19 protein-coding genes and 1 pseudogene are annotated in these 17,821 nt (G+C 53.9%); 12 read left to right on the forward strand and 8 right to left on the reverse strand.

Translation table 11 applies throughout. The annotated features are described in order from the left end of the window. Window positions 1–153: 153 nt before the first annotated feature. The 6 genes from JMJ16_RS34095 to JMJ16_RS34120 form a co-directional block, all read right to left on the reverse strand. Window positions 154–1,194, reverse strand: coding sequence for a UDP-N-acetylmuramate dehydrogenase (locus JMJ16_RS34095; RefSeq protein WP_201388828.1), 1,041 nt, complete (start codon window positions 1,192–1,194; stop codon window positions 154–156). A 310-nt stretch (window positions 1,195–1,504) separates the two neighbouring features. Continuing rightward, a complete protein-coding gene (locus JMJ16_RS34100; RefSeq protein ID WP_201388830.1) occupies window positions 1,505–1,828 on the reverse strand; it encodes a multicopper oxidase domain-containing protein in 324 nt (107 codons plus the stop codon). Window positions 1,829–1,837: 9 nt separating this feature from the next. Beyond that, on the reverse strand, window positions 1,838–1,975 hold the full coding sequence (locus JMJ16_RS34105) for a hypothetical protein (RefSeq protein ID WP_201388832.1): 138 nt from the start codon (window positions 1,973–1,975) through the stop codon (window positions 1,838–1,840). A 2-nt stretch (window positions 1,976–1,977) separates the two neighbouring features. Further along, the gene (locus tag JMJ16_RS34110; protein ID WP_201388834.1) at window positions 1,978–3,606 is read right to left on the reverse strand and encodes a hypothetical protein; all 1,629 of its coding nucleotides are present in this window, start codon (window positions 3,604–3,606) and stop codon (window positions 1,978–1,980) included. Between the two features lie 200 nt (window positions 3,607–3,806). Beyond that, complete coding sequence (locus JMJ16_RS34115) at window positions 3,807–4,841, reverse strand: UDP-N-acetylmuramate dehydrogenase (RefSeq protein WP_201388836.1); 1,035 nt, start codon at window positions 4,839–4,841, stop codon at window positions 3,807–3,809. Window positions 4,842–5,306: 465 nt separating this feature from the next. Continuing rightward, window positions 5,307–5,789: a cupredoxin domain-containing protein gene (locus tag JMJ16_RS34120; RefSeq protein WP_201388838.1), complete on the reverse strand. Its 483-nt coding sequence runs from the start codon at window positions 5,787–5,789 to the stop codon at window positions 5,307–5,309. A 371-nt stretch (window positions 5,790–6,160) separates the two neighbouring features. On the opposite strand from JMJ16_RS34120, the gene JMJ16_RS34125 reads away from it, so the two are divergent. From JMJ16_RS34125 to JMJ16_RS34150, 6 genes are all read left to right on the forward strand, one after another. Continuing rightward, window positions 6,161–6,496, forward strand: coding sequence for a PadR family transcriptional regulator (locus JMJ16_RS34125; protein ID WP_201388840.1), 336 nt, complete (start codon window positions 6,161–6,163; stop codon window positions 6,494–6,496). A 97-nt stretch (window positions 6,497–6,593) separates the two neighbouring features. Beyond that, window positions 6,594–6,872 carry a hypothetical protein gene (locus tag JMJ16_RS34130; protein ID WP_201388843.1) on the forward strand — a complete coding sequence of 93 codons (279 nt, stop codon included), beginning with the start codon at window positions 6,594–6,596 and terminating at the stop codon, window positions 6,870–6,872. Between the two features lie 160 nt (window positions 6,873–7,032). Continuing rightward, window positions 7,033–8,265: a chromate efflux transporter gene (chrA, locus tag JMJ16_RS34135; RefSeq protein WP_201388845.1), complete on the forward strand. Its 1,233-nt coding sequence runs from the start codon at window positions 7,033–7,035 to the stop codon at window positions 8,263–8,265. 546 nt (window positions 8,266–8,811) lie between these two features. Further along, a complete protein-coding gene (locus JMJ16_RS34140) occupies window positions 8,812–9,033 on the forward strand; it encodes a hypothetical protein (protein ID WP_201383269.1) in 222 nt (73 codons plus the stop codon). 156 nt (window positions 9,034–9,189) lie between these two features. Next, window positions 9,190–9,645, forward strand: coding sequence for a DoxX family protein (locus JMJ16_RS34145; protein ID WP_201383271.1), 456 nt, complete (start codon window positions 9,190–9,192; stop codon window positions 9,643–9,645). Window positions 9,646–9,908: 263 nt separating this feature from the next. After that, window positions 9,909–10,901, forward strand: coding sequence for a methyltransferase (locus JMJ16_RS34150; protein ID WP_201388847.1), 993 nt, complete (start codon window positions 9,909–9,911; stop codon window positions 10,899–10,901). Window positions 10,902–10,953: 52 nt separating this feature from the next. Here the strand turns inward: JMJ16_RS34150 and JMJ16_RS34155 are convergent, their stop codons facing one another. After that, window positions 10,954–11,253 (reverse strand): aquaporin, encoded by a 300-nt coding sequence (locus JMJ16_RS34155; RefSeq protein WP_236601860.1) that lies wholly within the window; start codon window positions 11,251–11,253, stop codon window positions 10,954–10,956. Between the two features lie 10 nt (window positions 11,254–11,263). Here JMJ16_RS34155 and JMJ16_RS34160 point away from each other — a divergent pair, with 10 nt between their 5' ends. From JMJ16_RS34160 to JMJ16_RS34175, 4 genes and pseudogenes are all read left to right on the forward strand, one after another. Next, a complete protein-coding gene (locus JMJ16_RS34160; RefSeq protein WP_201388849.1) occupies window positions 11,264–11,500 on the forward strand; it encodes a hypothetical protein in 237 nt (78 codons plus the stop codon). Between the two features lie 191 nt (window positions 11,501–11,691). Further along, window positions 11,692–12,408: pseudogene (locus tag JMJ16_RS34165) on the forward strand (IS6 family transposase). A gap of 103 nt (window positions 12,409–12,511) precedes the next feature. Next, the gene (locus JMJ16_RS34170) at window positions 12,512–13,150 is read left to right on the forward strand and encodes a universal stress protein (RefSeq protein WP_255553260.1); all 639 of its coding nucleotides are present in this window, start codon (window positions 12,512–12,514) and stop codon (window positions 13,148–13,150) included. Window positions 13,151–13,277: 127 nt separating this feature from the next. Next, window positions 13,278–14,423: an FAD-dependent oxidoreductase gene (locus JMJ16_RS34175; RefSeq protein ID WP_201388854.1), complete on the forward strand. Its 1,146-nt coding sequence runs from the start codon at window positions 13,278–13,280 to the stop codon at window positions 14,421–14,423. Window positions 14,424–14,585: 162 nt separating this feature from the next. On the opposite strand, the gene JMJ16_RS34180 is transcribed toward JMJ16_RS34175, so the two are convergent. Then, complete coding sequence (locus JMJ16_RS34180) at window positions 14,586–14,990, reverse strand: PAS domain-containing protein (protein ID WP_201388855.1); 405 nt, start codon at window positions 14,988–14,990, stop codon at window positions 14,586–14,588. 290 nt (window positions 14,991–15,280) lie between these two features. On the opposite strand from JMJ16_RS34180, the gene JMJ16_RS34185 reads away from it, so the two are divergent. Beyond that, window positions 15,281–16,378 carry an AMP-binding protein gene (locus JMJ16_RS34185; protein WP_201388857.1) on the forward strand — a complete coding sequence of 366 codons (1,098 nt, stop codon included), beginning with the start codon at window positions 15,281–15,283 and terminating at the stop codon, window positions 16,376–16,378. Continuing rightward, window positions 16,378–17,760, forward strand: coding sequence for an aldehyde dehydrogenase family protein (locus tag JMJ16_RS34190; RefSeq protein ID WP_201388859.1), 1,383 nt, complete (start codon window positions 16,378–16,380; stop codon window positions 17,758–17,760). The genes JMJ16_RS34185 and JMJ16_RS34190 overlap by 1 nt, the downstream gene beginning before the upstream one ends. The last annotated feature ends 61 nt before the right edge of the window (window positions 17,761–17,821 follow it).

The following is a 17,821-nucleotide window of genomic DNA, read 5'->3' on the forward strand; positions in this document are numbered from 1 at the left end:
AGGCGGCTTTACGGGGAGCTGTTTCCGTTTTCAGCAGAAGTTTTCAGAGGACATTTTACACACTTGACCAGCAGATCGATCTGATTGATCCGTGTCATAAAAAAACTGGAAATCTTCGCCTGGAATCCTGGCCTTCTCGTCCTCAAGAGACTGTCACCTGGTTGAGTCCGTCTGCTCCACAGGCCACTCACCCAGAATCTCGAGGTTTAACAGTAAATCTATTCCAGATTGTGCCAAAACATGTTGGTGAGCCATAAGAATCAACAAGAGGATTTCTTGAGCGGTTGCACCTCCCAGATTAGCGATATAATTTGCATTTTGCTCAGTAATCTTCGCATTGCCTATGGTTTTTCCTCCAAGGCCCGCTTGCTCAATCAGGTCTTTTGCAAGAGACCCTGTAGGATCTTTAAAGACAGGGCCAGTTTTCGGCAAGGCAGGCTCCTGGGTCTGACGCTCTTGTATATATTGGTAAGAAAGAGCGATTATCTGGTGGGGGTATTTGCGCTGCAATCGCAAGGCTAATCGGAGCACAATTTCAGCCGGTTCGATCAGTTGTCTGCTTGGAAAGACGAGCTTGCCATCAGCATCGATATGAGTAGCACGATGGACACGAAAACGACTGTGCCGGTAACCCAGATCTAAATCCTCACGAGCATAATGTCTTTCAACCAGGGGTACAAACACATCATACTGACCCGTATTGCAAGCTCGTGCATCGAGTACGTCAATCCATTGCAAGCTTTGTCCTAAATCCCGATTGTGAGCACCGACATTACTGATCAGACCAGCTCCCAGGGTCCCAGGAATGCCAATCCCAAATTCGAGTCCAGCCCACCCTAAGACTTGCAGTTGGGGAAGTAGTTGAGACCAGCGAACGCCAGCATCAGCAATCAATGTCTCTGTGCGTTCTTCAATTACATACTGTTGCCAATCGATGCGGGCGACAATGCCTCGAACGCCAACATCAGCAAAAAGGATATTTCTTCCCTCACCCACCAGCAGTAAAGGCCACTGATAGGCCATACACATCCGAATCAAGGCTTCTAGTTCCTGAGGGGTTTGCAGGGTCAACCAGAGATCTGCTGGCCCCCCGACCTCGAAAGAACAATGGTGCGCCAACGGCTCCTGGAGATGGAGCAGCCCTGGAAAATGAGGATGAAGAATGGTATAAGCTTGTTCCCTGTCAAACAACATGGGTATGATCCTTTCTTTGGAAAAGGGAAAGGGCGAAACCTGGGCCTACGTTCAGGGAGGGAATGGGAAGCATGATGGTTATTGTTCTCAGCATATCTTGTAAACGATTACCAGGTATGCCCTTCTCTGAATTCTGACAGAACCCTATTCCCTTATCTTGCCTTGGTTGATGGTCTTCGACATCCCTGTCCTTCATTCCGGCTTTGCCAGGCTCATCTCCATCATGGACGCCTTTCACGCCTCCCTCCCTTTTTGACAAAAGAGGGTTAGATCCAAGTCCTCTCTCAGCGACCTCTCTCCTACTCTCCTATTACAGGATCATCAGTGGTCGCATCATGTCATGCTCTTCATGCTCCAAAATGTGACAGTGCCACACATACTCGCACCCACCCATCCGTGGACTCGATGGGACACGAAATGGCACTTTTGGCAGATCAAAACGCATGATCACCGTCGTCACTTCACCAGGATGCATGCTTACCGTATCTTTCCATCCAAGTTCAGTTTTGTCCGGACCTCGTGCAGGGCCGGTGTAGCTGGGTGTACCGTTGTAACCTTTCACAGCAAACGGTTGACGTCCCAGTATCTGAACATTGACCAAATGCCAATGGATTGGGTGGGTATTACCCGTCAAGTTCGCAATCTACCAGACCTGCGTTTTGCCCTCTTTTACAACCTCGGTTACAGGCTCCTCATAGCCTCGCCCGAAGCCTCCTTGCACCTGTCGGTTGGTCCCAAGCAACTGCAGCAGACGACCATATGCATCAAATGTCTCGTTCAATGTTAGTTGTCGGATCTCCACGCCAGGTGGGAGGTGCAAAACTCCGTTTTGCACCTCCCACCTGGCGGCGCAAGAAATGGGGCAAGGTCAGAAGACAGACTGCTATGAGGTGTGAGACGCAAGGGGCTATCCTTGCCACCCGCTGAGATGACCTTGAATCGCATAATCTGGCGAGTGTTCGGTCCAAAGCCAGGAGTTGTGGGAGTGGGATTTGGGGAGCCTGGAAAGTAGTCATTGATCTTGCTCCCATTCGGGAATGGGGCTGGGGCATCGTTGTAGAGAATGATCTTCTTTCCAGCAAACCCACTGAAGTCAACAAGGAGGTCCCAACGTTCAGCAGGGGCTGTAATAATGCTACCCTCGAGAGAGGCGGGATCGAACGGGTGATTGGAAGGAACACGCACTGGCTTGGGTAGAAATCCCCCTTCTGTCCCTAGCACAAAGAAGTCGGGGCCTGCTGCATTGGTCGGCTCTGAATTATTGTTGAGAGTAATGCTATCCGCACTCCCATTATCTATATACAATTGCAGGTTCAGGAATCGCGCCTGGCAACCGTTGAGAACACGTAGGCGATAGCGCCGATCCTCAACGGTTGTCTCGGGATATACCGTGCCATTCGTAAGCATGGTATCACCGAACATTTCCGGGACAACTGAGCGATCTGGTGGCAGACCCAGAGGATGAGGACCTAGCGACCAACGGTTCGTCTCATAGACGTGGGGGTACCACAAGCTGCCTACCTCTTTGGGGCCCGGCCAACTGGGATCTTTGTGCTCGAGATCAGTTCCAACGAAAATCTTATCCTGGATAATGAGAGGAATCTCGCGCCCACCATGTTCGACAAAGTCGGGCAGGCCATCGTTACGCAATTCAGACTCGAAGTGATCGCGTATAATATAGGCACTGGCAATTCCAGCATAGGCATTGAGCCGGGTAAGACAGTAAGCGTGATCGTGATACCAGACCAGTTGGGCACTCTGATCGTTGGGATAGTAGTACTCCGCTTGACCAGGTTCGAGATGAGGGTTGAGCAATTTGTAGATGTTCCCATTTTGACTCTGCACACTCGGTCCATACTGCCCATCTGGCGTCAACCAGGTACATGGGCCGCCATCGCTGGTCCAGGGCACAAATCCACCATGTATGTGCGTTGTCGTTGCATTCTGCTGTTTCTGAGCACCAGGGAAGTTAGCACTCCTATCAATTGGCAGGATGTGCTTCGGTGGCAACTCATTCGTAAACGTGACCTGTATTGGTTTCCCGCGCTGTACCACAAAGATGCCTCCAAGGTGTCTCTGCACTTGCGCTCGCCCACCAAGCGGAACAGCCGGGTGATAGCCCCATAACGTTGTTGCTCCAAGATCGGGATGTAATTGATCCGTGAATTGCCTGATGAAGAGTGAATAATGCGTCACCCCTGTAGTGGGAGCGACAAAGGCGTCTGGAGTGGCAACCGGAATCCCCGCAGGACCAATGCCGCGTAGAGGCTGATGAAATTTCTTTAGCCCTTCACTTGTATGAAGGGGAAACACATTCCTGACATCAAAATACCAGGGAGCAGTCAAGGCTGCTCCTACACCTAATGTATGCGCCAATAACTGTCGTCTCGTGATGGTTGGATACTTTGTCATACTCTCTCCCCACAGAATGTCCTCTAGGATGAGCTACGGATGTCTCTTTTCAAGGAGAGCAGAACTCGTAATGCCCCTTATATCCGTTTCTTGGTATATCCACTCGTATTCAAGCTCAATGATCAATCAAATGTATAGAATACGATAAACTGTAGCATAAGCGTGCAATACCATACTAGCTGAAATCCCCTCGAATCCTTTTAAGGACGACCAGGCCACGTTCCGAGGATGTCAACATTCAATGCCAGTTCTATGCCGGCGTGCTTCAGAACCCCTTGATGGGCCTCTACGATGAGGGAGAATATCTCTCTCGCCGTCGTACCACCAGTATTGACAATGTAATTAGGATTCTGTACGGCGATCTGTGCTTTGCCGAAGGTTTTCCCCCGAAGATCAGCCTCTGCGATGAGATCCTTTGCCAGATGCCCGGAAGGATCTTTGAAGATGGGTCCGGTTCTTGGCAGGGGCGGCTCATCGGCCCGGCGCTCCTCGATGTACCCGTTACAACGCGCAGCCAGTTGTTGAGGATCTTCACGACGCAAACGTAGTCCCAGTTTCACGACAATTTCTGCGGGTTCGATCAACTGGCGGATCGGGAAGATCAGGTTCCCTTGTACATCGAGATGGGTGTAGCGATTGATGCGGAAACGACTGTGGCGGTAGCCAAGATCTAAATCATCACGGTCATAGCGGCGGGTGACCAGGGTGGGAAACGGATCTCCGAGATGGGTATTGCAATTCCGGGCATCTAAGACTTCGATCCATTCGAGCGCCTGTCCCAGTTCTTGGTTATGAGCGCCGGCGTTACTGGCCAGGCCAGCGCCCAGGGTTCCCGGGATGCCAATCCCAAATTCCAGGCCTGCCCAGCCTGCGGGAATCACCTGATGCAGCACTTGAGGCCAGCGTACTCCTGCCTCTGCAATCAGTGTGGCAGTACCATTACGATGGTCTTCGATTTCGTACTGTTGGAGGTCCATTCGGGCAACGATGCCGCGCACGCCTGCATCAGCAAAAATGACGTTTCTTCCCGCACCAACCAGCAAGAGCGGCCATTGATGGGTAGCACAGAGGCGGAGCAAGGTCTCCAGTTCCTCATGGGTTTCTAGGGCAACCCACAGATCTGCTGGTCCTCCGACTTCAAAGGAGCAATGCCGCGTCAGCGGTTCGTTTCGGCACACCCGGTCACGAAAATGGGAGTGCATCAGTTTGTATGCTTGCTCGATAGCGAGAACCATGTGTTTTTTCCTCACTTCCGTAAGCGAAAGCGGCCGACTCGAAGCTCGTTCAGGATGACAAGCACATCGAGACCTTCCTGAAGCAACACTCCGGCTGCCGGAACAGTCCAGGACCATTCAACCAACAACCTGTCCGCAGCTATGAAACTCGCCCTCTGTCTCTCGGCAGAAAGGTGTCACACGCTTGCTACAGGTTGGTAGGGAAGGAAATCCCCAGGCGTTCTAATCAGCCCCCCTCTCTCGGCTCCAGAAGTAGCACGTTGCCTTTGTGACAAGGGTTTCTCATCCATTGCCGCTGCTGATACACCAACCAGTATGCGAGAACAAGCAAGGGTAGGCGCAGAAGAGGTTCTCATGTGGCTCACCTTTCGTAAGGGAATGGTGGCCCTACTGGACCACGCGCGAGATGCTATTAGGTCCGAGCGCCGAGATGGCCAGAGAGCCGAAAGTCGGCAAGTGAAAACCCTACGGAGAGGGCCGTGCATCATTGTCCGGCAGGACCACAAGTGACCCCGCCATGTAGGGAACATGGGAAGAAATATCACAAATGAAAAGGAAGATGCCGGTGCTGCTCGCGACAAAGTGTGTAGTCGTCGTTGCCTGAGCAGGAAGGGCCAGGGCAACATGGAAGGCCGGGAGGACAAAGGTATGCGCATCATCTTCGGGATTCACAAAGACGATGTTGATGGTATCCCCTTGATAGACCGTCAAGGTTTCGGGCTGAAAGCGATAGACTTCTTTCCCCTGAAGCACGCCACCTTGAGCAAAATCTCTGGACAAAAATGGGTAGATAGGACGCAGTTCCTTGGTGAGGACCGGAACCGTGATAATGGTAAAATTACGTGTTTGAGGCGTGTAGGAGGCAGCTCCCGTTCTGAGGAAAGGCTGCCTCCCAAGCAAGAACGCGATGCTGCTCACAACGATCAGGATGGAGAGCCATGTTTTCATGCGTTTCTCTTTTCACGAATGAAGGATGCTCCTGGGCGTGCGAACACCTTCCAAGGGGGTTCCTCCCTTGTCATCATCGTTCCAGCGATGCTATGATCATGTCACGAAACGATATTGGCAAATGTTTCTTTGCTGCAGGCGGAGCGATTGCAGGGAGCCTCCAACGTTGGTGTGTTCTTGCAACCAACTTGCAAGAAAGAAGAGAAGAAACAAAGAAAAGCATACTAATGCTGGCTGAGGATAACTGTTTGCACAGTCGCTTTGTTTTCCTTCACAAACATGTTTGTGGATTGGGTACTATGCCAGGAAGCATATTGAAGAAAAGCGCGTCTCTCTGGTAATATCAAAGTGCGATATCGAGGAATGATACGATGTTGCGAGACTTTTTTTTAGGCTTTATCAAAATTCATGTGTTGCATCACGCGGCCCAGGAACCCATCTATGGGGTTGCCATGATCGCGGAACTGGCCCGTCACGGCTACAATCTCTCACCTGGGACCCTCTATCCGCTGCTGCATAGCCTGACAGAGCAGGGCTATCTGACGCGGACGGAAAGGATTGTCGATGGCCGTATACGCAAGTATTACGTCATTACGGACGAGGGGCGTGTTGCCCTGCACGAAGCGAAGCGCAAAATTGCGGAGTTGGTTCAGGAAGTGCTGGAAGACGAGCAGGGGGGAGGACCTTCTCCCATGCCACCTATGTAAGCCAGAGGAAGGTCATTGGCAAGCGAAGGCAAGAGAGCTGATGCACCACAGGAAAGTCATTGCAGACAGGAGTGTTTTTGTTGATGGAGGCGCTCGCGTGTGTTTCTCGTTTGTCCATCTGGCGTCAGTGGCCCCTGTTGCCTCTTCCTATCCCATCGCAGGGTATTTCTGGATCGCGCTCTACCGGAACCAAAGCGATGCCGAGAAAGGGAAAGCGCTGGCCCACTTGCTCTGGTGGATGGTGCATCAGGGGCAAGCGTATGCGAAGCCGCTTTCGTATGCGCCGCTCCCAGCCGTGATGGTCAGCCACGATGAAAGACAAATTCGCGAACTGACTTGTGGAAGCACCCATCAGTCCTGTTATCAGGGAACGTGAACCACCAATGACTGCACGCGCTGCGCTTCCTCTCTTTCCTGAAAAGAGGAGCGGGGAAGCACGGCGCATGGGCTCCCCAGCTAATGTCAGTAGGCGTCACCTCCCACGAGTAAGACCTCTCTTGAGAGGAAAAATCTAGAGAAAATGGAAAAAAACGTTTATGGAAGCACCAACAACAAACCCAGCCGCCCCTCCCCAGCCGACCCCTTCCTATCACGAACTCAGGGAAGTCCTCTGGCTCTTTTTGCGCCTGGGCTTTACCGCCTTTGGAGGACCTGCTGCTCATATCGCCATGATGCGTGAGGAGGTTGTCCGGCGGCGCCATTGGATCAGTAATGAACGATTCGTCGATCTGATCGGTGTGACGAACCTTATTCCTGGTCCCTCGTCCACGGAACTGGCGATCTACCTGGGCTACCTACAAGCGGGATGGCCTGGCTTGCTGGTAGCCGGAGTCTGCTTTATCGGTCCAGCTATGCTGATTGTGCTCGCTTTGGCCTGGGCCTATGTTACTTATGGAGCCTTGCCTCAGATCGGCTGGCTCTTTTATGGTATTCAGCCGGTCGTTGTGGCTATTGTCGCACAAGCGATCTGGAATCTGGGACGAACAATTTTCACAGGGCCACTTGCGGTGGGCCTCGCGCTTGTGGTGCTAGTCTGTTATTTCCTGGGCGTCAATGTACTGATCTTGTTGCTCGGAGGGGCCGCGCTCTACGGTGTGCTTCGTTTGCTCATCTCGCGCAGGCGCACAAAAACGCCTGTTGTGAGTGTAGCGGTCCCATTGCTGGCTACAAACCTGCGAGCTGATCTACAGCCGCTCATTGCTCGGCTTGGTGCCGGAGCCGTTGCCGCAGCCCCCTCCGTCAGTTTAGGCCTGGTCTTTCTGACCTTTCTCAAACTTGGATCAGTGGTGTATGGAAGTGGCTATACCTTGCTGGCGTTCCTGCGTACTGATCTGGTGCAAAACCTCCATTGGTTGACGGACAAGCAGTTGCTCGATGCGATTTCCATCGGGCAGTTTACACCAGGCCCGGTTTTCACAACGGCAACCTTTATTGGGTATGTCATCGGTGGGTGGCCCGCAGCCCTGCTGGCAACGCTGGCGATGTTTCTGCCTTCGTTTGCCTTGATTGCCCTCATTCATCCCGTGGCTTCGCGTTTACGCCAGGCGACCTGGACCGCCACACTGCTTGATGGGGTCAATGCTGCCGCGCTGGCGTTAATGACTGGTGTGCTTGTTCAACTGGGACAACATGCACTCACCGATATCTTGACGGTAGCGATCGCCATCCTCGCCTTTGTGATTCTGCTGCGTTTCAAGCTCAATTCCGTGTGGCTGATTCTGGCAGGAGCCGTCATCGGTCTGCTCCGGTTCTGGATTGTAGGGATGTGAAGAGAAGGGAGCCAGGGCTGAAGAAAAGGTGGGAAGCAACCCAGAGAGGTTGGCTTCCCACCTTTTCTTCGGTCAGCACTGCAATGACCTTGGCCTGCTTCGAGCCTTGCATCAAAAAAGGATGCCAATGTACAAGGGAGGGGTGGGAGAAGCAAGATCGGGATCGATTGCTCAGACACGGTACTCACCTGATCTCCATTTCAGGGCATATACGCCGTCCCTTTCATCACAAAACGAACAGGTATGGGTTCTCCAACAAGTTGGGTGAAATGAGTTGAGAGCAGCCAGGTTGACCCAGTGGCCTCCTTCATAGTGCTGAGCCAGAAAATACTGTAACGGTTTCCGATATCGTCTCGTGTTTCTTACGAAGAGACAACGTATGGACAAAAGAGGTGCTTCTAGACGCGTATCATCGTGAGATACTACAGTCAGATGTGCTCAAGGTGAGAAGGTGTACAATTTTACTCACCTTCGTCCTCAAAAAGAGACAGCTTCTGGAAGCGTTGAGAGAAGTACCTGTTCTTCTTCACAGCAAAGGAGTCGCTTATGCAAGGCAATGAATCACATATGACCCCCCAACAGCATGCCCAACATATTGATCAGCTCTTGCAACAAGCTCAACAAGAGTGTCGCGCTGATATTGAACGGATTCAGGACCCTAAGGCGCAGGCGCTCTTTGAGACAGTTGCTGAAGTGATTAGTGGGACGCGTAAAGCGCTGAACGACTATCAGCAAGGTAGTGAGAGCATTTGGCAATCTGAGCGGTAGAACCCTATGCCTTTGCCTTTCCCCACGGGAGAAGCGTCTCAAAGGAGGTATTGTGTGGAGGAAAGGTGCATGGTGTTTGCATGCCTCCGCCTCTTTGCTGGTCCAGTCTCGTCATCCTCCTTGCGTTGTCACTGATCAAGAAAGGATGTGCAGGTTTTGCAGTGGTTTCACCGTATCCTCTTCAGTAGAGCACCGGCTGCAATGGTTCTCGTACGGCTGGCAATAGGTAGCATCTTTCTCTCTGAGGGGCTTCAGAAATTTCTGTTTCCTGCGGAGCTTGGCGTCGGACGCTTCACCCATATCGGCATTCCCTATCCAGCATTCACCGCACCCTTTGTTGGCGTCGTCGAGATCGGCTGTGGACTCCTTTTTCTGCTCGGTTTCCTCGTGAGACTGGCTGCCATTCCTTTAATACTTGATATGCTGGTTGCTATCGCCACAACCAAAATCCCTCTCCTCCTGGAGAACGGATTTTGGAAGATGGCCCATGAAGCGCGCGTTGATGTGAGTATGCTTCTCGGCTCTCTCTTCTGTCTGATTGTTGGAGCAGGTGCCTGGTCTCTCGATGCACTGCTCCATGCGTTGCTCACACGCAATCATCCTGTCTCCTAAGCGCGAGACGGTGGAACTGGTTGACTACAACTGAGGTAAGAACAGCCTGATACAATGAACCTGTTACGACCCTCGATAGGGTACTGTGCTCTGGTCAGAGCAAAACAGGCAAGAGAAGTAACTCTGGCTCCCTACAAGGAGGTGCGCCCATGAAAAGATGGTTCAGTCTTATGATCCTATCGTGTTGCCTCTCACTGCTCATCGTATGGAGCGGGACAACAAGCATACCAGCAACATACACGTTGTGACGAGAGAATCAGACCATGACAATGCATAACCCTGTCACACCTGATGCCATTTTCCAGATTGCGAGTGGTTTTATGGCGTCGAAACATCTGTTTGCCGCCAGCGAGCTCGGACTTTTTGAGCACCTGGCTGAGGGCCCCATGACCTTAGAGCTTCTGGCGCAAAGGATAGGGATTGCCTGCCCAAGACTACGTATCATTGTTGATGCAATGGTGGCTCTGGGTTTGGTCGAATGCCACAATCAGTGGTATCAGAATAGTCCAGTGGCTACTGCCTTTCTCAGTGGAGATTCCTCTCCTGATCTCCGCCCATTCCTGCGCTTCTGGAACCAGATTAGTTACCCGGCATGGCAGCAGTTTGAAGCACGTCTTCGTACCGGTCAGGCCACATTTGAACCTGCAGACGAAGAGCGGATCAGAATGTTCTCGGAAGGGGTGGAGTCCATCACCAGTGGGGCTGCCCAGGCACTCGCCTGCACCTATGACTTTGGTTGCCATCGCCAGGTGCTCGATCTTGGCGGAGGAAACGGATCGTTTCTGCTGGCGCTCTTAGGCCAGTGCCCTGCCCTCAAGACCACCCTCTTTGAGCTTCCACGTGTGGCAAGACTGGCACGCAAGCGCCTGGAGACGGCCCCTGTGGTTGAGCAGATTACCATAGTTGAGGGAGATTTCTTTCAAGATCCCCTTCCACCTGATCATGATTGTGTTCTTCTTGCCCACGCTGTGCATATGTTCTCACCAGAAAGAAATCTGACCTTGCTCCAGCGCATCCATGCCGCTGTTTCTTCTGGTACGCGCCTGTTGCTGGTCGATTTCTGGACCGATACCACCCATACCCATCCCCTGTTTGCCACGCTCATCGCTGGCGAGTTTCTGGTTGCCACTGGCGAAGGCGATGTGTATAGCGAGGAAGAGGTACGTACATGGCTGCGGCAAAGCGGCTGGTGCTACCTGACGCATCTGCCTCTCTCGGGAGCCTCCAGCCTCATCGTTGCCGAAGCACAACAATGAGTGGACCTGAGAAGAGCAACAGGTAAGCAGGACCTTGGGATGCAACGCTCTCCTATTGACCCACGGCTCGGGTATCGGTCGCGACGGAAATAATGACCACCATCAGCACGGCAGACAACAAGATCTCCAGACCAAAGGACTGCCACACGCTCCCATGGGGAAGCGTGGCACCAAGATCGGCCACCAGACCAAAAAGCAGACGGAGGGTTCCAACTCCCGGGATCGCCCCCAGGAATTGCCCACCAATATAAACAGGAACCTCTTCCCAGGCGAAGTGACGGGTCAGAGCAAAGGCAACAGTCACGGCAGGATTGAAGTGTGCGCTGGAAAGATGGCCCATCGCAGCAATCATCACGGTGATAATGTTTCGGATTCAACAGCAGATTTTGGCTCTCTCTGGCTTCTCTCCCGCTGTCTATCTTGGCTTCGCTGATGATTATATACGCGCAGTCGAAACAACTGAGATTGCAACCCTGGCAGAGTATAGGAACCTTATCCCGAGGACGATTTCTCCCTGCTCCTCACCCTCGCTCGATGGACTCAATAAGCCACTGAGCGAAGAGGAAATGATGCACTATCTGCGCATGTTTAACCATTGACTCTTTGATGGTCGACAAATGCCCCTTGACCTCGGGAGGCCCTATTTCGCGCAAATTGCCCGCTTCGATCCTTCCAAAGGGATCCCTGATGCCCTTGAGTCCTACCGGCAGGTACGAGAGATGCTTCAGGGGCATTGTCAACTTGGCGAAGGCTCTACTGGGAAAGCTGAACAGTATGGTAGAATGTTCTGATGAAAAAGAACGCACCATTATCTCAATACAAAGGGTATCGTTTCCCTCTAGAAATTATCAGCCACTGTGTCTGATTGTATTTCCGTTTCTCGCTCAGTTTCCGCGACATTGAAGAGATTATGGCTGAACGTGGGGTCGTTCTGACCTATGAAACCATCCGTCAGTGGTGTTTGAAATTCGGCCAAATGTATGCTCGTGAACTCAAACGTCGCCATCCGAAACCTGGTGACAAATGGCATTTGGACGAAGTTTTCCTGAAGATCAATGGGAAGCAGCACTACCTCTGGAGGGCTGTCGATCAACATGGCAACGTTCTTGATATCCTGGTCCAGAGTCGACGCAACAAACAGGCGGCCAAAAAGTTCTTTCGCAAGCTCCTCAAGGGGCTTGCCTACGTACCACGCGTGATTATCACCGATAAATTGGCCAGCTATGCAGCCGCCAAAAAAGAGATCATGCCAGGCGTCGAGCACCGCCAGCACAAAGGCTTGAAGAATCGGGCTGAGAACTCGCATCAGCCGACAAGGCAACGAGAACGGGCCATGCAGCGCTTCAAATCAGGAGGCCATGCCCAACGCTTTCTTTCCGCCTTTGGCCCAATTTCCGAGCATTTTCGCCCCAAACGGCATCGTTTGCAGGCAGCGGAGTATCGCGCCCTCATGCAGGATCGGTTCCAGGTATGGAACGAGTTGACGAGGATGAAAACAGTCGCATAGCACTCCACTATCCGCCACTAATCTTCCACCTTTCTCCTTCTTCCTCACCATTTTCAGAAAAGCTCTTTATTTCTTTTCATAAGTTGACAATTCCAAACGATGGGTGCTAGGTAGCGTCGCAGAGAAGGTGGTTCATCATGCGCCTGTCCCAGTACTCATTCTCCGCGACGAGAAACCCCTGCTCACTCATCCCAACCGCGGTGGCGCAAGTGGTATTCGTGCCCTGGTCCCATTAGATACTTCAGCCCGATCTCAGGATGTGATCGCTCCAGCGGCAGCCCTGATGGCAGCCTTGCCATCTCCTGCGCAAGGGGAACTACACCTCATCCAGATGGCAGTGGAGCTGAAAGAGAGTAGCGAAGGAGCAAAAGAGGCGCTGCTGCAAAGTGCCAGGCAGAATCTGCAAATGATCTGCACATGCATTCGCGAAGGCCTGGTTGCCAATATTGGCCCCGACCTCCGCTTCAAACTCACCTGGTCCGTCTCAGTGGAGAGGGATATCGCAGAAGGGATTGTCCGGGTTGCTGAGAATGGTGTGAGAGCAGAAGATGGTAGCGTCGTTGAACCCTGTGATCTCATTGCCATGACCACACATGGGTATAGTGGAATCAAAAAGTGGACGATGGGCAGTATTGCTGGACGTGTGCTTCAAGCAACCAGGCTTCCGTTACTACTGGTGCGCCCGGCGGATATGCTTAGGAAAGAGCATCTGGAGGAGGAGGGCTACCAGAATAACATGTGATATGACCGAGAAACAGGACCTGTGCTTAGAGATGTATGTGTGAGAACACGATCCTATCCTAGAGAGAAAGGGAAGTATGGAGAGAGCGCGCCCACAATGCATCTCTCTTCTTGGAAAGGAGCTGGGAATGGTTTACCACACACAGGTCAGGACGAGTGGCGGACAGGTAGTGATCTCGAACCCTGATACGAAACTGCTGGATTATTCGCTGCTTGTCCCCACGGCTTCAATACTCCATAACGTCTATGACGAGCGTATCGCAATTATTGGCTCAGGACCAGTGGGACTCAATGCGGCACATGTCCTGGCACTCCTGGGATATAGCCAGATCACGATCTTCGAGGAGAAGCCGACTGCGGGTGGAATGCTCGCCCTCGACATGCCTTCCTTTGGTTTGTCGTCTCAGGCCAGAGAGCAGTTACTTGAGCTCCTCTTGCGACCAGGGGGCGTACTTCGCTTACGGACCCGCATTGGACGCGATATCTCGTTTGACGAGATACGCCGGGACTTTGATGCCGTATTACTGGCAGTCGGCGTGCAACAGCAGATACCTATCGATCTGCCAGGCGAAGATGCGTTGAAAGGTGTGTGCTCCGCGCTGGAGATACTCTCCACCCGGCCTTTCTCCTCACAGGGTGGATGTGCGGGAACGGTCGTTGTACTGGGAGGAAGCCGCTATACATTTGACGTTGCTGCTCATGCTGTAGAAGCAGGGGCCAGATCCGTCCACGTGTTCTATCCAGCCCCCCTGTCGGAACTGCCTGTAACTGCAAGAGAGCAGTTGCTGCGCCCGCATGAGCGCATTTCCATTCACGAGTTTACTATGCCGAAGAGCTTCCTGGGAACGGAAGATATGAATGTCTGTGGGATACGTTGTCAGAAGACACGCTGGGTCCGCGACGATGACTCTTCGCACCTGGCCTTTGCCCCGGGGCGCGGATGGTGCTATCCCGTCGAAGCGGTAATTGTCGCCATTGGCGAGGCTCCCGATCTGTCATTTCTCCCTCGCGGACTGACCATAGCAACGACATGTGGTGAGGAGCTGCGACTGACAGGCCCCTTTACGACGCTCATGCCAGGTGTCTTTGCCGCGGGAGATGTCGTCCATAGCTTGGAGTCGTTGGAGGAGGCCTTGCAGGAAGGACGCGATGTGGGACTACAGATCCATCGCTATCTCAGGCAGCAGAAGCACAGTCACGTAGAGGGGAGTGACAACCCTGGGAGAGGGAATGTTCATTTGCCTGGATCAACAGCAGATAAGACTACTCAATAATAACATGGGATACGAGCGGGTGGGCCGCAACAGAGCATTCTTTCGAGACTTAGTTGAGTCCTGCTCGCTTGTTTTTGACGTGTGACATGGGTATATGTCTGCTTTATGGATCTGTCAGAACTCAGAACACAGTCAGAGAATGGATGAAAGGTTTCCCCACTTTTACTCTAAAACAGCGCTCATATACTTGTGTTTTCCCCACCAGCTGCTCGTTTTGCAAGAGGCATTCCTCACTTTCTGGGGACATTTCTCGCCGTGTCCTGAGTTCTGACAGATCCCCTTGAAGGTGGTCAGGTCCAGCAAACACGGGGGAAAAGAGAACGGTCGTTGCTGTTCGTCACACCATTCATAACGCTGGAGAAACTGCTGAGCGGAGGCGCCGAACCAGGGGTCTGAAACCTGGACTTCAAAGAATGTCAGCGCCGCTGCATTCAGGAAGAGGAGCTTGCCTGCCCGGTCCCACACCATAATGGCATCGGGAAGGGAGACAAAATACGCTTCGAGGTGCCGTAACGACATCGATTTTTGAAACGCTGATGGTACTGGTTGCGGCGCGTTCTGACTCATCTCGTCCCTCCTTTGTGGACGTGAGTGCATAGGCGACGAGTAAGAAAAAGACGCAAGATGGGAGACAGACGATCATCCTCCTCCGCAATGGAAGAGATGGCCTGCCCATCAAGTTCAAACAGCCCTTCCCCGACTCTCTTCATGATAGCACCGGCGAAAAAATCGGCTGACCCGATCTATTGGCATATGTATAGAATATTACTGAAGGGACTCTTCCTGAAGTTGTTGCCAAGGTGAAACACTATGATCACCTGGCCGATTACGTCGGCCGGGGAAGGAGGTAGTCTCATATGATCGCATCGCAAGCTCTCCTGGATCTTCCACTTGATGCCAGGATAGACCCCCAGGAGTTTCTTCATGCCGCCATGGAGTGGCATTTCAATCCAGAGACCGGTTCGCCATACTGGCTGAAGCGGGCGAAATCGTTGCCCTTCGACCCGCGCAAGGATGTCAAACGCATCGAGGACCTGGCGCTCTTCCCCAATATCGTTGACGAACTGCGCGACGTTCGGGCGGAAGACCTTATCCCCAAAGGATACGGGCCGCACCCCGATGTCGTTGGAGTCCCCGAAAGCGGTGGCACAACCGGCACCCCCAAGCGAGTAGTCATCCTGCGTGACTGGGCGGACACAGCGGGAGCATGGATGAACACTCAGCTAGACGCACACGAGTTTCCACGAAACGTGAACTGGCTTGCCCTCCTCCCGAGAGGACCTCATATGGTCGGAGAGGTCGCTATGCGGCGGGCCACCATGCGCGGTGGCCTCGCGTTCATGATCGACATGGACCCACGCTGGGTCAAGAAACTCATCGCTGCTGGCAAAACCGAGGAGGCCGACGCTTACGTCGAACACCTCGTGGAGCAGGCCTCGTTCCTGCTGCACAGCCAGGACATCGGCGTCATCATGACCACGCCACCTCTGCTGGAGCGCATCGCCCAACACGACGATCTGGTGGAACTGATCAACCAGAAGGTGAAGGGAATCCTGTGGGCCGGAGCGCACATGGATACCGACACTCGCCAGCTGTTTCGGTCCGAGGTCTTTCCCAGAGTGAAGCTCGCAGGGGTGTATGGAAGCACGATGATCCTCGGCGGCACCATCGAGCGCGCGGGTCTCACCGACGACGAGCCTCGCATCTACGATCCCCCCTCGCCCTTCATCACCTTTTCCGTGATTGACCCTGCCAGTGGCCACACGGTGGACTACGGCAAGCGAGGACAGGTCGTGATGAACCACATCAGCAAGAACATGCTGCTACCCAACAACCTGGAGCGCGACCTGGCTACCCGGATCGAACCACCAGCGGGTCAGGTGAGCGACTCAGTGGCCGACGTGTCTCCCGTCGCGCAGTTCGGCAACGAAGCCGTCATCGAGGGGGTGTACTGATGAGTGTGATCAGTCAACTGCTTTTCATAGATGCTCTGGGGCCCAACGGGGCGTACCGGGCGCACAACCGGCAGACCATCACGGATGTCGCGGGTCATCCGCTGGCCGAGCTGAGCCTGGTGCCCAAACTGTTCGTCACGCGGGCCATAGCCGCGCTGCATAAAGCGAAGACGCTACCCCTGGAGGACCGTCTGACCGCCCTCGCCGAGGCCGGGAAACTGTTCGCAACGGGAGAGGTCGACGGCATGTCCGCTGCCGAGTACCAGCACACGGTGAGCCGAATGTCTGGCACACCACTGTCCATCGTGCGCGGGGCCGTAGAGGCTGTTGCTCACTACGCTGCTAAGGTTTACTGGAGCGCGCAGCAGGCCCGGCCCATCGGAGCAGTGAACGACTGGCGCGATCCGCAGGCTCGTGAGGGCACGGCGGTCTGGATCCGGCGCGGGAACGTCTTCGCAGTGCATGCGCCTGGCAACGAACCTGGCGTGCACAGTCTATGGCTGGAGCCTCTGGCCCTGGGCTACCGCGTGGCTGTCCGGCCCTCGCGGCGGGAACCGCTCACGCCGTATCGACTGATTAACGCGCTACGGGCCTGCGGGTTCGGCAACGACCAGGTGGTCCTGCTGCCTACTGACCATGACGCTGCCGACGAGATCTTGCGCCAGGCCGATCTGAGTATGGTCTACGGGGGGCAGGAAGTCATCGATAAGTATGCCGCAAACCCCACCGTCCTGCCAAACGGGCCTGGTCGGTCGAAGATCCTGGTCACTGCGGACTCGGACTGGCACTCCTCCCTCGACATGATTGTCGACTCGATCAGCAACCTGGGCGGAACGGCCTGCATTAACGCCACGGCAGTGTTCGTAGAGGGCGACCCGACGCCAGTCGCCGAGGCTATCGCCGAGCGGCTCGCGGCGCTTCCGAGCCTGCCGCCAGAAAATGAGCAGGCAGTGCTACCCACCTACTCCCTAGAGGCCGCGAAGAAGATCGAGCGTTACCTGCTGACCAAAGCCGTCGGGACCCGGGCCTACCTGGGCGGCGACGGAGTCGTACAAGAACTGGGGGATGGCAGCGCGGTGCTGCGGCCCGCCGTGCACCAACTGGACAATCCCTTTGCGGAGCAGGCAAACATCGAACTGGCCTTTCCGTGCGTATGGGTTGCGCCGTGGACGCGGGAGGCCGGGATCGCTCCCCTCAAAAACACCCTGGTGCTCACGGCGGTCACCCGGGACGAGAAGTTGCTCGACGAACTGTTCGCGGATCCGACGATCAAGAACCTCTATATCGGCAACCACCCGACGTACTGGATGGCACCAGGCGTCCCACATGATGGCTATCTTGGCGAGTTCTTGATGCGCTCCAAAGCCGTCATCCGCGACTGACATACACGGAGTGGGAAGCCGCGTCCGCGATCCGGAGAACGATGGATGGGAGAGGAGAGAA

Source organism: Ktedonobacter sp. SOSP1-52 (assembly GCF_016587395.1).